Annotated in this window: 11 protein-coding genes; all 11 read left to right on the plus strand. The window is 56.5% G+C overall.

Annotated features, from left to right (window positions below; translation table 11 throughout):
* Positions 1 to 89 precede the first annotated feature (89 nt).
* The 11 genes from leuC to folC all read left to right on the plus strand — a co-directional run bounded on the left by leuC (position 90) and on the right by folC (position 14,718).
* Entirely contained in the window at positions 90 to 1,508 is a 1,419-nt protein-coding gene (gene leuC / locus FGO67_RS10810; RefSeq protein ID WP_203300703.1) for a 3-isopropylmalate dehydratase large subunit, read from the plus strand.
* Positions 1,509 to 1,525: 17 nt separating this feature from the next.
* Entirely contained in the window at positions 1,526 to 2,173 is a 648-nt protein-coding gene (gene leuD, locus FGO67_RS10815; protein WP_203300704.1) for a 3-isopropylmalate dehydratase small subunit, read from the plus strand.
* A gap of 39 nt (positions 2,174 to 2,212) precedes the next feature.
* The gene (leuB, locus tag FGO67_RS10820; protein WP_203300705.1) at positions 2,213 to 3,286 is read left to right on the plus strand and encodes a 3-isopropylmalate dehydrogenase; all 1,074 of its coding nucleotides are present in this window, start codon (positions 2,213 to 2,215) and stop codon (positions 3,284 to 3,286) included.
* 126 nt (positions 3,287 to 3,412) lie between these two features.
* A complete protein-coding gene (gene asd, locus FGO67_RS10825; protein WP_203300706.1) occupies positions 3,413 to 4,528 on the plus strand; it encodes an aspartate-semialdehyde dehydrogenase in 1,116 nt (371 codons plus the stop codon).
* A 313-nt stretch (positions 4,529 to 4,841) separates the two neighbouring features.
* Positions 4,842 to 8,084 carry a FimV/HubP family polar landmark protein gene (locus FGO67_RS10830; RefSeq protein ID WP_203300707.1) on the plus strand — a complete coding sequence of 1,081 codons (3,243 nt, stop codon included), beginning with the start codon at positions 4,842 to 4,844 and terminating at the stop codon, positions 8,082 to 8,084.
* A 105-nt stretch (positions 8,085 to 8,189) separates the two neighbouring features.
* On the plus strand, positions 8,190 to 9,098 hold the full coding sequence (gene truA / locus FGO67_RS10835; RefSeq protein ID WP_203300708.1) for a tRNA pseudouridine(38-40) synthase TruA: 909 nt from the start codon (positions 8,190 to 8,192) through the stop codon (positions 9,096 to 9,098).
* On the plus strand, positions 9,095 to 9,712 hold the full coding sequence (locus FGO67_RS10840) for a phosphoribosylanthranilate isomerase (RefSeq protein WP_203300709.1): 618 nt from the start codon (positions 9,095 to 9,097) through the stop codon (positions 9,710 to 9,712). The genes truA and FGO67_RS10840 overlap by 4 nt, the downstream gene beginning before the upstream one ends.
* 4 nt (positions 9,713 to 9,716) lie before the next feature.
* A complete protein-coding gene (trpB, locus tag FGO67_RS10845) occupies positions 9,717 to 10,925 on the plus strand; it encodes a tryptophan synthase subunit beta (protein WP_372980608.1) in 1,209 nt (402 codons plus the stop codon).
* Between the two features lie 19 nt (positions 10,926 to 10,944).
* Positions 10,945 to 11,757: a tryptophan synthase subunit alpha gene (gene trpA / locus FGO67_RS10850; RefSeq protein ID WP_203300710.1), complete on the plus strand. Its 813-nt coding sequence runs from the start codon at positions 10,945 to 10,947 to the stop codon at positions 11,755 to 11,757.
* Between the two features lie 44 nt (positions 11,758 to 11,801).
* A complete protein-coding gene (gene accD, locus FGO67_RS10855; RefSeq protein ID WP_203300711.1) occupies positions 11,802 to 12,731 on the plus strand; it encodes an acetyl-CoA carboxylase, carboxyltransferase subunit beta in 930 nt (309 codons plus the stop codon).
* Complete coding sequence (gene folC / locus FGO67_RS17285) at positions 12,712 to 14,718, plus strand: bifunctional tetrahydrofolate synthase/dihydrofolate synthase (protein WP_338039557.1); 2,007 nt, start codon at positions 12,712 to 12,714, stop codon at positions 14,716 to 14,718. The genes accD and folC overlap by 20 nt, the downstream gene beginning before the upstream one ends.
* The last annotated feature ends 91 nt before the right edge of the window (positions 14,719 to 14,809 follow it).

The following is a 14,809-nucleotide window of genomic DNA, read 5'->3' on the forward strand; positions in this document are numbered from 1 at the left end:
AAACATGAATTGAGGTTATTGGGTGCGGGGGAGTAAGATGGCCCCATTCATTGAACAATCAAGAACCCCCAACGAACGAGAGAGTAATCATGGCGGGCAAGACCTTATACGACAAATTGTGGGACGACCATTTGGTCAAGCAACGGGATGACGGCTCAGCGTTGATCTATATCGATCGTCAACTGTTGCACGAAGTCACTTCGCCGCAGGCGTTTGAGGGCTTGCGTCTGGCCGGGCGTAAGCCCTGGCGGATCGATGCCAACATCGCCACGCCAGACCACAACGTTCCGACCACAGACCGCGACAAGGGAATCGACGGTATTGTTGATCCGGTGTCCCGCACTCAAGTGGAAACCCTCGATAAGAACTGCGACGAGTTCGGCATCCTTGAATTCAAGATCAAGGATCAGCGCCAGGGGATTGTGCACGTCATTGGGCCTGAGCAGGGCGCAACGCTGCCCGGTATGAGCATCGTCTGTGGCGATTCTCACACGTCCACCCATGGTGCTTTTGGGTGTCTTGCCCATGGTATTGGCACTTCCGAGGTTGAGCACGTGCTGGCGACCCAGTGCCTGGTGCAGCAGAAAATGAAAAACATGCTGGTGAAGGTGAACGGCAAGCTCGGGCCGGGTGTCACGGGTAAAGACGTTGTGCTCGCGATCATTGGCAAGATTGGTACCGCTGGCGGCACCGGCCATGCCATCGAATTTGGTGGAGAAGCCATTCGTGGATTGAGCATGGAAGCACGAATGACCATCTGCAATATGTCGATTGAAGCGGGTGCCCGGGTGGGCATGGTTGCCGTAGACGACACCACCATTGACTACGTGCGTGGTAGGCCGTTTGCGCCAACGGGCGAAACGTGGGATGCGGCCGTAAATTACTGGCGCACTCTGCACAGCGACGACGACGCTGTGTTCGATAAAGTGGTCGAGCTCGAAGGCTCTGACATCAAGCCGCAGGTCAGCTGGGGTACTTCACCGGAAATGGTTGTTGGCGTCGATGGCTTCGTGCCGGATCCGGCCAAAGAGCAAGATCCCATCAAGCGTGAGGGCATTGTTCGGGCTTTGAAGTACATGGGGCTTGAGCCCAACACGCCGATCACGGGCATTGCCCTGGATCGGGTTTTTATCGGTTCCTGCACCAACAGCCGTATTGAGGATCTGCGCGAGGCCGCGGCAGTGGTCAAGGGACGCAAGGTTGCCGCTGGTCTGAAGCAGGCCATGGTGGTGCCGGGCTCGGGGTTGGTGAAAGCCCAGGCCGAACAGGAAGGGCTCGACAAGATCTTCATTGAAGCTGGATTGGAGTGGCGTGATCCGGGTTGTTCCATGTGTCTGGCCATGAATGCCGACAAATTGGGGCAGGGTGAGCATTGCGCGTCCACGTCCAACCGTAACTTCGAAGGACGTCAGGGCTTCGGTGGTCGCACCCACCTGGTCAGCCCAGCCATGGCCGCCGCCGCAGCGGTTACCGGCCATTTCGTTGATGTCCGTGAATTGATGAACTGAGCCACAGGAGAGAGACCATGCGCGCATTAAAGCAACACCAGGGCCTGGTGGCCCCCATGGACCGTTCCAATGTGGACACGGACATGATCATTCCCAAGCAGTTTTTGAAGTCCATCAAGCGGACCGGGTTTGGGCCGAACCTGTTTGATGAACTGCGCTATCTGGATGAAGGAAAGCCGGATCAGGATTGCTCCGAGCGGCCGATCAACCCGGATTTCGTGCTTAACCAGGATCGGTATAAAAACGCCAGTGTGCTGCTTGCCCGCACTAACTTTGGTTGTGGCTCGAGCCGTGAGCACGCCCCGTGGGCGTTGGAAGACTATGGTTTTCGGGTGATCATTGCCCCCAGCTTCGCCGATATTTTCTATAACAACTGCTTTAAGAATGGCTTGTTGCCAATTGTTTTGGATGAAAAAATTGTTGACCAGCTTTTCAGTGAAGCTGAAGCTCAAGAGGGCTATCAGCTGGCGGTTGATCTCGAGGCAAAGACGGTCACCACGCCTGCCGGAGAGGCCTTTGATTTTGAGGTTGATGACTTTCGTCGCCACTGCCTGCTGAATGGCCTCGACGATATCGGCGTCACCCTTGAGCAAGCCGATGTTATCAAGTCCTACGAAGAGCAGCGTCGACAGACCGCGCCCTGGTTGTTTGGCGCCGGAAACTGATTTTTATTGATTGAAGTAGATCTGACTCAGGAAAGGATTATGTCCAGAACCGTATTAATGCTGCCGGGCGATGGTATCGGTCCCGAAATCGTTGCCGAAGCGGAACAGGTACTGAAAAAAGTAAACGAAAAATTTGGGTTGGGGCTCAGCTTTGAATCAGGTCTGGTCGGTGGTGCAGCCATCGATGAAACCGATTCGCCGCTGCCGGCGGAAACACTGGAGAGCGCCAGAAAAGCCGACGCCATCCTGCTGGGTGCGGTGGGCGGTCCGAAGTGGGATAGCCTTCCGATGGCCAAGCGACCGGAAAAGGGTCTTTTGGGTCTGCGTTCGAATCTGGAGCTGTTTGCCAACCTGCGGCCGGCCATCCTTTATCCCCAGCTGGCCTCTGCGTCGTCACTGAAGCCCGAGGTGGTGTCTGGTCTGGATATCATGATCGTGCGGGAGCTGACTGGCGGCATCTACTTTGGTCAGCCGCGAGGCGTCCGTGAACTTGAGAGTGGTGAGCGCCAGGGCTACAACACCTATGCTTATACCGAATCCGAGATTCGCCGGATCGGTCGTGTAGCTTTTGAGGCGGCTCAGCAGCGGGGCAAGAAACTCTGCTCCGTGGACAAGGCCAACGTCCTGGAAGTGACCGTGCTTTGGCGCGAGATCATGAACGATCTGTGTCGGGAATACCCGGATGTCGAGCTGTCTCACATGTATGTGGACAACGCCGCCATGCAGCTGGTTCGGGCACCCAAGCAATTCGACGTGATTGTGACTGGCAACATGTTTGGTGATATTCTTTCTGACGAAGCCGCCATGCTGACCGGGTCTATTGGCATGTTGCCATCAGCGTCGCTGAACTCAGACAAGCAGGGAATGTATGAACCCTGCCACGGTTCAGCCCCGGATATTGCCGGTCAAGGCATTGCCAATCCGCTGGCGACCATCCTGAGTGCCGCCATGTTGTTGCGCTACAGCTTAGGTGAGGACGCAGCCGCGGAGGCTATTGAGGCAGCGGTCAGCAAGGTGTTGGATCAGGGCTTGCGTACAGCTGACATCATGTCCGATGACGGCAAACGGGTGTCGACCCGTGAAATGGGTGAAGCCGTACTGGCTGCCCTGTAAGCAGGCGCCTGTCCCGATTATTTGAGCCCCGACGGCACCACGATGCGGCTGCCGCGGGATCACCCATCCTGTCCCAGCCAGCGAAAAGGGCTGAGGGCGGGCATAAAAGAGGTTCAAAGGTCGCACATGAAGCGAGTTGGACTTGTAGGTTGGCGTGGCATGGTGGGTTCGGTCCTCATGCAGCGCATGCGTGACGAAAACGATTTCGCCGATATCGATCCGGTATTTTTCTCAACGTCGCAAACCGGCAAACCGGCGCCGGACGTTGGCAAGGAAGGAGTGCCTCCACTCCAGGACGCGTTCGATATCGATACCCTGAAAACCCTCGATGTTATCGTTACTTGCCAGGGTGGAGATTACACCTCGGCGGTGTACCAGAAGCTGCGCGATGCCGGTTGGCAGGGCTACTGGATCGATGCCGCATCGACCCTGCGCATGGTCGACCATTCAGTGATTGTGCTGGATCCGGTTAACCGCAATGTGATCGATTCGGCTCTGGCCAAGGGTGTTAAGGATTACGTCGGTGGTAACTGCACCGTCAGTCTGATGATGCTGGCTCTCGGTGGCCTGCTTGAGCAGGATCTGATCGAGTGGGTTTCTCCCATGACCTATCAGGCCGCTTCCGGTTCCGGTGCCCAAAACATGCGGGAGCTGCTCAACCAGATGGGCGATCTGCATGGCAGTGTGAAATCCGAGCTGGCCAATACGTCGTCCGCCATTCTCGAAATTGATCGCAAGGTTACCGAAACCATGCGTTCAGGTGAGTTCCCGACTGAGCACTTCGGTGTGCCGCTTGCGGGAAGCCTGATTCCGTTTATCGACAAGCAGCTCGACAACGGAATGAGCAAGGAAGAGTGGAAGGCCGGTGTTGAGACCAACAAGATTCTGGGTCGTAGCGATAAGCCGATTCCGATCGACGGTATCTGTGTCCGCATCGGCGCGATGCGTTCCCACAGTCAGGCCCTGACTATCAAGCTTAAGAAGGACCTGCCGGTAGAGGAAATTGAGTCTATTCTGGCCAAGGCGAACGATTGGGTTAAAGTAATTCCCAATGATCGTGATGCCACTATGGAAGAGCTCACGCCTGCCAAGGTCACGGGTACGCTCAGCGTTCCGATCGGCCGGATCAGGAAGCTCGCCATGGGGCCGGAGTATATCTCTGCCTTTACGGTGGGTGACCAGTTGTTGTGGGGTGCTGCTGAGCCGCTGAGGCGCATGCTGCGAATCCTGCAGGAACGTTAAGACATGTTACGCGGTGGCAATTAATGCCAACTGTGTCCGGTTTCTGAAAGCCGGAAGAGGGGCGAAGGCTGATTTCAGTCTTCGCCCCTGTTATTTTCAAGAGCGCTAGGGAGTTCCGCGCGATTGATAAAAAAATGGTACAAGGAATGCGGCTGATCGATTGATAAAAGGGATATTATCAACAATACTTGCCGGATCGAACGTTACTAAAACGACATAATAACTAGAATTATCCAGACGGAAGTCATCCAACCTCGTCCGATTCTGTTTTATTAAAGCAGTAACGAATAACGGAGACTGGAAAGGAAAAAGCATGAAGGTACGCAAGCTTGCGGTTGCCCTGGCTCTGGCGGGAGGGCTTGGCTCCAGCGTCGCACAGGCCCTGGGGCTGGGAGAAATTGAACTTCAGTCTTACCTGAACGAGCCTTTGGATGCAGAGATAAATCTGCCCCAAAGCCGGGGAGTAGATCCCGGGGACGTGTTCGTGAACGTCGCCCCCGAATCTGCCTATGAAAGGGTCGGACTCAGCCGCAACCAGTTTCTGAGTAAACTCAGGTTCCAGGTTGTTACACAAAACGATGGGTCGCTGGCGGTCAATGTCTCGTCCAGGGAGCCCCTGCGTGAGCCATATTTGAACTTTCTGCTTGAGATGACTTGGCCAAACGGAAGGTTGATGAGGGAATACGCCGTACTGGTGGATCCCCCTGTCTACGCTGAAGATTCCGGGGTTCAGGAGCAGGTCAGTGCTCCAGCGGTTACCTCAGTCCAGCCGCAGCCCACATCGACGCGAAGCAACGAATCTATTCGTCGCCAGGCTCAGGCCCAGCAATCCCTGAGCCGTGGCTACCAGGGTAATACCCTGGGCCCAACCCAGTCCTCCGATACCCTCTGGACCATCGCCTCGCGAGTTCGGCCCAACGACTCGGTGTCGATGCAGCAGGTGATGCTGGCCCTTCAGGATTTGAATCCCGATGCCTTTATTGGTGGAAACATCAATCGCCTGAAGCGGGGAGAGATTCTGCGGGTGCCGACACTGGATCAGATCCAGTCACGCACGCGAGCCCAGGCGACCCGTGCAGTCAGCCAGCAGAACACTGAATTCCAGACGCCAAAGCGCACCGTTGATGCCACGGCCCCAAGCCAGCCTCAGGCAGCACCGGAATCAGCAACAGCAACAGCAGCAGCTGGGGGCGATGAGCTCAAGCTTCTGGTCCCGGATGAAGAAAGTCGCGAAGCAACTGAAGGCGGCTCTGCGGGTGGCGATGGTCAACTTGCGGGTGGTGCCGACGCCGGTAGTGCGGTTGCGATGGAGCAGCTTGAAAGTGCCCGCCGTGAAAACGAAGAGCTGAACACTCGTGTTGATGATCTGCAGGAACAGGTTGAGACACTACAGCGATTGCTCGAGCTGAAGAATAGTCAGCTGGCAGAAATGCAGCAGATGGCTGGAGAATCGGAAGAAGCGCCGGCAACAGATTCGCCGGAAGGTGCTGTAGCTGTAGAGGATACTGCTGGTGCTGAAGGCGAGCCTGAGGCCGCCGAATCTGCAATCACAGAACAGGAGCAGCCTGTCACCGAGGTGAGTGAAGCTGAGCCGGTAGGTGAAACCGCTGAAGGCGAAACTGCTTCTGCCACTGAAGGCACAGGCGAAGGCGCTGATGTGGAAGCCGCCGCTGCAGGTGACGGTTCTGCGGTTGAGGCGGAGTCGATGGCTGAGCCTGAGCAGGCAGAAGTTGTTGAGGCCGAGCCTGTAGCTTCGGAAGCTGCGCCCGAGGAAGCGGCGCCAGCACCGCAGACCGCCAGTCAGCAGCCAGCTGCCGACAAAGGCCTGTTGGGCAACATCTTCGACTCCATTACCAACAACGCCATGTACCAGATGGCAGTTGGTGGAGGCCTGATCGTTCTGCTGCTGCTGTTGCTGCTCTTGGCTCGAAGGAATGCCAATCGTGAAAAGGCGTTTTACCAAGAGCTGAACAGCGAAGCCGAGGATGACAGCGACTCGATCCAGCTAAGCCTGGATGACGAGGAGCCGGAGCAGGCCGGAGCCGAAGACCCGCTGGCCGAGGCCGAAACCTACGTTGCCTTCGGCCGCCACGATCAGGCTGCTCAGACTCTGGAGACTGCGATTTCTCGAGAGCCAAGCCGCACTGATCTGCGCCTGAAGTTGCTGGGTGTCTATGCCGACAGTCAGGATCGCGCTTCTTTTGAAAAGCAGTTTGGTGAGATCGCTGCGCTGGATGACGATCAGGCAATGGCTTCTGCAACAGCGCTGAGAACTCAGCTGGACGAAGCTGAAGCAATGCCGAGCATTGACGATCTTGAGTCGCAACTCAAATCTGACTCGTTTGGTAGCGCGGAGCCGCTGGAGACTGAAACGGCAGCATCCGATGACAACGAGATGCAACTGTCGGATGAGCTACTGGCTGACCAGTACGATTCAGAGCAGGAAGAGCAGATTGAGAACGAATTTGGCGAACTGGATACAGACTTTGCCGATTTCGATCTCAATGACCTTGAGTCTGCCGAAAAATCGGTTGATGCCGGGGTAAAGGGTTCAGGCGAGTCTTCTGAAGACCTTTCTGAAGGGGCAGCTGAAGCGACCGCTGAAGAGAAGAACGACGATGGCATGATCGAATACGATCTGTCGGGACTTTCTCTGGACTCGGAAGAAAAGGGCGCCGCAGGCGAGGAGACTTCGCTCGAAACCTCTCTAGAGAGTGATAACGACTACTCGGCGTTGGAAGTCGATCTCGAAGATGAAGGCTCGTTGGAATTGAGCGAAAGCGATGAAGCTGACGATCTCGATCTCGAGCTGGAACTCGAAAGCGCTCTAGATGAGAAGCCTGAGACAGACGCTCTTGGGGGCGGCGCAAACGAGGAGGTGGCCAGCAATGAGCCGGAGTCCGCCGAGTCGGATGTTGACTCCCTCGACGAGTCTTTCCTTGACGAACTTGATGCCGAACTGGACAAGGTCGCAGGAGAAGACGACGAGCTTGGAGGCGAAGAAATGGAGCAATCTTCGCTCGACGATCTTGAACTGGACGTCTCGGATGAGGATCTGGCACTGATGGAAGAGTTCTCTGATTCCGCAGACTCGGCCAATCATCAGGAAGGTGAGACACCTGCGCTGGACGACGAATTGAACCTTGAAGATACGCTCGCCGAAGGTGATGTTCTTGGGGAGACCGAAGCGGATAGCCCGGAGGACGAAATTGCCGGCACCGAGGAACTGGAAGAGTTGAGTTCCCTGGATGACCTTGATGAGCCTGAGTCACTGACCAGCGACGACAATGTTGAATTGCCGGTGGCCTCGGAAACTGTGGGCGAAGATGCGTCGAAATCCGCTGTGACTGAAATTGATGAAAGCGAGCTGGGTGACGAAGATGATTTCGATTTCCTCGCTGGGACCGATGAAGCGGCGACTAAGCTGGATCTGGCCCGTGCTTACATTGAGATGGGCGACAGTGATGGTGCCCGTGACATCCTTGAGGAAGTCGCGCTGGAAGGAGATGACGCGCAGAAAAGCGAAGCACAGGATCTCCTTAAAAATCTGTCCTGATTCGTTATAATCGAGTCATTAAGGTAAAAGCGCCGGCCGTCGGGTTCTTAACCGACACAAGCCGGCGCTTTGTTTTTTTCAGTATGACTTTTTTCGGATAGGCGCTTGTTCTTCGAATCTCAACAACTCACCACGGATATTGAAATTGGTAACGGCCGGGTCGCCATTGCGTTCGAATACGATGGGCGCGAATTTCACGGCTGGCAGCAGCAGAAATCCGGAGTGCGCTCGGTAGAGGCGAACCTGGCAGCGGCGGTTGGCAAAGTTGCGAATCATCCCGTGGATCTGGTTTGTGCCGGGCGAACCGATGCCGGCGTGCATGCCAGCTACCAGATTGCCCACTTTGAAACCCCGTCGATCAGAAGTCTTCGCTCCTGGGTGATGGGCATCAATACCGCCTTGCCGAGCGACATTGCTGTCCATTGGGCCGGTAATGGTACTGAAGATTTTCACGCCCGCTTTTCTGCCGTTTATCGGCGTTATCGTTACGTTATCTATAATCATCCGGTTCGACCCGGCATCCAGCGAGGTCAGGTCAGCTGGACTTTCCGTCCTCTCGATGCTGACCGCATGCATGAAGCCGCACAGGCTTTGTTGGGCGAGCATGATTTTTCGTCATTCCAGGCGGCGGGGTGCCAGTCCCGCACACCAATCCGGTACATGGAGCGGATTGCGGTAACCCGCAAAGGAAACTTTGTCGTAATAGACGTGCAGGCAAACGCGTTTCTGCACCATATGGTGCGGAACATAGCAGGCGCTCTGATGGCGGTTGGCGCAGGGCAGAAGCCGGCTCAATGGATTCATGACATACTAGGGGCAAGAGACAGAACAGTGGCAGGGGTCACGGCACCGCCGCATGGCCTGTACCTTGTTGATGTCGGTTACCCCGGTCATTTTGGTATCCCTCAGGCTGAGTGCGGGCCAGGTTTTTTGCGACCCTGGTTTGATCGATCAGAGAATCGACCAATACCGCCAACCCACATTCACCCGAAGCAACCGGTAGAACAGGCATGAGTACGCGAGTCAAGATTTGTGGCCTGACCCGCACCGAGGATGTGGAATCGGCGGTGGCGGCCGGCGCTGATGCGTTGGGCTTTGTCTTTTACGAGCCAAGCCCGCGTGCGGTCAGCATTGCGGATGCCCAGAAGTTGATTCGATCGGTTCCGGCCTTCGTCTCTGTTGTCGGGCTGTTCGTAAATCCGACCGAGCAGGAGGTTAGAGAGGTGCTTTCTCATGTGCCTTTGGATTTGCTCCAGTTTCACGGGGATGAAAGCCCCGAGTTCTGCAGCCAATTTCAGCGTCGCTGGATCAAGGCCATCCGGGTTCAGAATCGCGAACAAGTGATTCAGGCCTTTGCCCGGTACCACGAGGCCGCAGGCCTGCTTCTGGACGCCTGGGACCCCGAGCGCTACGGAGGGACGGGGAAGTCTTTTAACTGGGATCTGATCCCGTCAGAGAAGCCGCTGCCGCTCATATTGGCCGGTGGTTTGTCTTCTGATAACGTGTTCCGCGCTGTCGAACAGGTGCAACCCTGGGCTGTTGATGTCAGCGGTGGTGTGGAGCGCAGTAAAGGCATCAAGGATATCCAAAAAATTTCCGACTTTATCAAAGAGGTTCACCGTGTCTGAGAAATTGACAGAAGAAATGCTGAGCGCGCTGCCGGATGCACGGGGGCACTTCGGGGCCTTTGGCGGACGGTTTGTTTCCGAGACGTTGATGGATTCCCTGATGACGCTCGAGAAAGAATACAAGATGCTGAAGAATGACCCCGAGTTCCAGGCTCGCTTTGACAAGGAGCTGGCGGATTATGTCGGTCGGCCCACCCCACTGTATTTCGCAGAACGACTGACCCGGGAAACCGGTGGTGCGCAAATCTGGTTGAAGCGTGAAGATCTGTGTCACACAGGCGCCCATAAGGTGAACAACACCATCGGCCAGGCGCTGCTGGCAAGCTTTCTTGGTAAGAAACGGATCATTGCCGAAACTGGCGCCGGCCAACATGGCGTGGCGACCGCAACCGTGTGTGCCCGTCTTGGCCTGGAGTGTCACGTTTTCATGGGTGCAGAGGATGTGCAGCGCCAGTCGCTGAACGTATTCCGCATGAAACTGCTGGGCGCCGAGGTGCACGCGGTTGAAAGTGGCACTCGCACGCTGAAAGATGCGATGAACGACGCCATGCGCGACTGGGTATCCTACGTAGACGAAACCTTCTATATCATTGGCACGGTCGCCGGTCCGCACCCATATCCGATGCTGGTTCGTGATTTCCAGTCGGTCATTGGCCGTGAGACCCGCCGCCAGGCGCTGGAGAAAACCGGTAAACTTCCGGACGCCCTGGTGGCGTGTGTCGGTGGTGGCTCCAACGCTATTGGTATGTTCTACCCGTTCCTGTCTGACGAATCTGTTCAGTTGTACGGTGTTGAAGCCGGGGGTCTGGGCATTGAAACCGGCAAGCACGCTGCTCCCCTGTGCGCGGGCCGCCCCGGTGTCCTTCATGGCAACCGCACTTACTTGATGGAAGATGAGAATGGCCAGATTGCTGGCACTCATTCCGTTAGTGCCGGTCTTGACTATCCGGGTGTGGGGCCTGAGCACAGCTGGTTGAAAGACATCGGTCGTGCCAATTATGTGTCCGTCACCGACGATGAGGCGATGGAAGGCTTCCGTAAGTTGACCCGTGTCGAAGGGATCATGCCGGCACTGGAAACAGCCCACGCGGTGGCCTATGCCATCAAGCTTGCGGCTACCATGGACAAGGATCAAACCGTCGTGATCAACGTGTCCGGTCGGGGCGATAAAGACATCAACACGGTTGCCAAGCTTGAAGGCATCGAGATCTGAAGAAGTTACAGGAGCAGGCATGAGCCGAATTGAAAGGACCCTCGAGGCCCTTAAAGGACAAGGTCGCAAGGCACTTATTCCCTACATCACCGCCGGTGACCCGCATCCCGATGCAACGGTAGGTCTGATGCATACCCTGGTGGCCGCAGGCGCCGACATCATCGAGTTGGGCGTGCCGTTTTCGGATCCCATGGCCGATGGTCCGGTTATCCAGCTGGCGTGTGAGCGCGCCCTGAAACACGGAACGTCGCTGCGCCAGGTCATTGCCATGGTCAAGGAATTCCGCACCAAGGACAGCGAAACGCCGATCGTTTTGATGGGCTATCTCAACCCAATGGAAGCGATGGGTTATGAAGCCTTTGCCGACGCTGCGGTTGATGCTGGTGTCGACGGCGTTCTGACGGTGGATCTGCCGCCCGAGGAAGCCGACGACGTGGCACCGCTGTTCACTGAGCGCAACCTGGATGCCATTTTCCTGTTGTCGCCAACCACTACCGATGACCGGATTCGTGCAATCAGCGAGCACTCCTCCGGCTATGTGTACTATGTTTCATTCAATGGTGTGACCGGAGCCTCGAAAATCAACGTCGACGAAGTCGCTAGTCGCGTGGATCATATTCATAAACTTACTGCGCTTCCGGTGGCGGTAGGTTTTGGTATTCGGGACGCTCACACAGCTGCAGCGGTGGGACGGGTATCCGATGGTGTAATTGTTGGTAGCGTCCTGGTGGATACAATAGCTAGAAACCAGGCAGATAACGACCAGCTTAAGCGAGCGCTGACGGATCTGCTCCACCCGATGCGTGAGGCTTTGGATGGCCTGAGCTCCTGAGAAGCAGGGGTAGGCCGACTGGCATCAAAGGACAGGATGAAATCATGAGTAATTGGCTGGACAAGATTATGCCGAGCAAGATTCGCTCGGAATCCAAGCAACGAACCGGTGTGCCGGAAGGCCTATGGAAGAAGTGCCCGAAGTGCGGTGCTTTTTTGTACAAGCCGGAGCTTGAGAAGAATCTCGACGTCTGCCCCAAGTGTAATCATCATCTTCGGGTTCACGCCCGTCGTCGTCTCGATGTTTTCCTGGACCCTGAAGATCGGCACGAAATTGCAGCCGATCTGGAGCCATGGGATCGCCTGAAGTTCAAAGACAGCAAGCGCTACAAAGACCGTCTGTCACATGCCCAGAAAACAACCGGCGAGAAGGATGCCCTGGTGGCCATGAAGGGCACCACACTCGGTGTTCCCCTGGTAGCCTGCGCGTTCGAGTTCAATTTCCTGGGTGGCTCAATGGGGCAGGTGGTCGGCGAAAAATTCGTTCAGGCTGCGAATGTTGCGTTGGCCGAACGGATTCCCCTGGTGTGCTTCTCTGCCAGTGGCGGCGCCCGTATGCAGGAAGCGATACTGTCGCTGATGCAGATGTCCAAAACGGCCGCGGTGCTTGAGCGCATGAAGCAGGAGGGCATTCCTTACATCTCTGTGATGACTGACCCCGTGTTTGGTGGTGTTTCCGCGAGTTTGGCGATGCTGGGTGACCTGAATATTGCCGAGCCAAACGCGCTGATCGGTTTCGCGGGTCCGCGAGTGATCGAGCAGACCGTGCGTGAAAAATTACCAGAAGGCTTCCAGCGCAGTGAATTCCTGCTTGAGCACGGTGCCATCGACATGATCCTGCATCGGCACCAAATGCGTGAACGCATTGCCCATGTGCTGGCCAAGTTTACCGGTCATGAGCGTCCTGGAACTGAAGCGCCCATCGAGTTCGAAGTAACGGAAAAACCGGAAGCTGATGCCCCTGCCGAGCAATAATAACGTCCAGCCCCCGGTTGCCCCGGGGGCTGGCGCCACTGTCGATCAGTGGCTGTCCTATCTGGAAGCACTCCATCCCACCGAAATTGATCTTGGCCTGGATCGCGTGCTTGTCGTTTTGCGACGACTGTTTCCGCGCAAGCCCCCTGGTCGGATCATCACCGTCGCCGGTACCAATGGCAAAGGTAGCGCAGTCGCCTCTCTGGAGGCGTTGCTGCAGGCCGCTGGCCGAACGACCGGGGCCTATACCTCGCCACACCTCGAAGTCTATAACGAGCGAATTCGCCTGAACGGCCGAAACATCGACGATGCTTCGCTGGTTTCCGTCTTTGAGCGTGTGGAAGCGGCTCGCCGCGGTGTCTCCCTGACTTACTTTGAGTTTGGAACCCTGGCGGCGTTTGTGGCGCTCGCGGAGGCGGGGGTCGACGACTGGCTGCTCGAGGTAGGCTTGGGGGGGCGATTGGATGCCGTCAATGTCATGGATGCGGATCTGGCCATCATTACGTCCGTGGACATTGACCATGTGGCATTTCTCGGTGACAACCGCGAAGTCATCGGCTTTGAAAAAGCCGGCGTGTTGCGCCCCCGCATACCCGCCGTTTGCGCCGACAATGATCCGCCACGCTCGGTGCTTCAACAGGCGGCCGCGCAGAAGGTGGATCTGGCGCTTGCAGGTCGGGACTACCAAGTGCATCCCATGAAAGCTGGCCAAGATTCTGCGCCGGCCCGGTTGGTGCTGATTCATCAGGGCAGGGAGATCGCGCTTCCATCGGGACCTCTACCTGTATCCAGTGTTGCCGCGGCGGTTGTGGCCATGCACACCTTGGAGCCGAACCTGGAAATTGGTCGTATCGAACGTGCGCTGCAGCAACTCCGGGTGCCCGGTCGCTTTGAACGAATGTCGGAGCGGCCGAATATCTTTGTTGATGTCGGGCACAACCCCCATGCAGCCCGATGGCTGGCGAGTAGGGTGGAGGCCGAGAAGAATCCAGATGGCCGAGTTATTGCGGTTTATGCAGCGTTGGGTGATAAAGACATCAACGGTGTCCTGGCGGCCATGAAGCCGGCCGTAGATCATTGGTGGTTGGCAGGACTCACCGTGCCACGAGGGTTGTCGGTCCAGAGTCTACAAGAGAGAGCCCAGAGTACGGATCTTGTTCATTACGAGTGTGCAGATACTGTCTCGCAGGCTATTTCCGCGGCCCGTGCTATCGCACGTCCCAAGGACCTGATTATCGTGTTCGGGTCTTTCTTTACGGTGGCGGAGGCACGTCGCCGGCTGACAAGGATGACCGCTCGAGAAAGGCTGGGCTCGTTTCTCGATAGCGATGGCCGTGAAGAGCTTGCGGCAGCCCTGGTGTCATCCGATCCGCTTTCATTCGAGAGCGTTGCCCGTTACCAGGATGAGCTGGATGCTGCCCGCCAGGTGTCTGGCGAAAACGACGCCTTGGTCGTGATGACAGGAACCACACTGGGCGTACCTCTCGTCGCTTGTGCGTTCGAGGCCAGCTTCATGGCTGGCACCATGGGTGAGGTTGTTGGCGACAAATTCGTTCAAGCGGCAACCGCAGCCATAGAGCGAAGAGTCCCCCTGGTCTGTTTTTCTTCCAGTGGTGGTGCCCGGATTCAGGAGGGGCTTAGCGCGTTATTGCAAATGGCGAAGGCGGCGGCTGTTCTTGAGCGGATGAGACAGGAAGGTCTTCCGTACATCTCGGTAATGACCGAGCAAGTTTCAGGCGAGGTGTCGGCCAGTCTGGCGATGCTGGGTGACCTGAATATTGCTGAGCCAGATGCTCGGGCTGGCTACGCCCGGTCCGAAGTGATTGAACAGGTTGAGTTGGAGGCGCTGCCGGAAGGGTTTCAGGGCAGTCAGTTCCTGCTTGATAAAGGTGCGGTGGATATGATTCTTGATCGGCACCAAATGCGCGAGCGTATTGCCCATATTCTGGCCAAATTCGCAGGGCAGGGAGTGCCGAGTGCGCCTTAAACTTTCTCCATGGCGGGCGGTGCTGCTTTGAGTTCTGTCAGGATGGCGGTTAGTATCTGCTGCTATCGCCAACGTGGTAAGTCGCTAACCA

The sequence above is a fragment of the Marinobacter sediminum genome (genome assembly GCF_016820575.1).
Taxonomy (GTDB): domain Bacteria; phylum Pseudomonadota; class Gammaproteobacteria; order Pseudomonadales; family Oleiphilaceae; genus Marinobacter; species Marinobacter sediminum.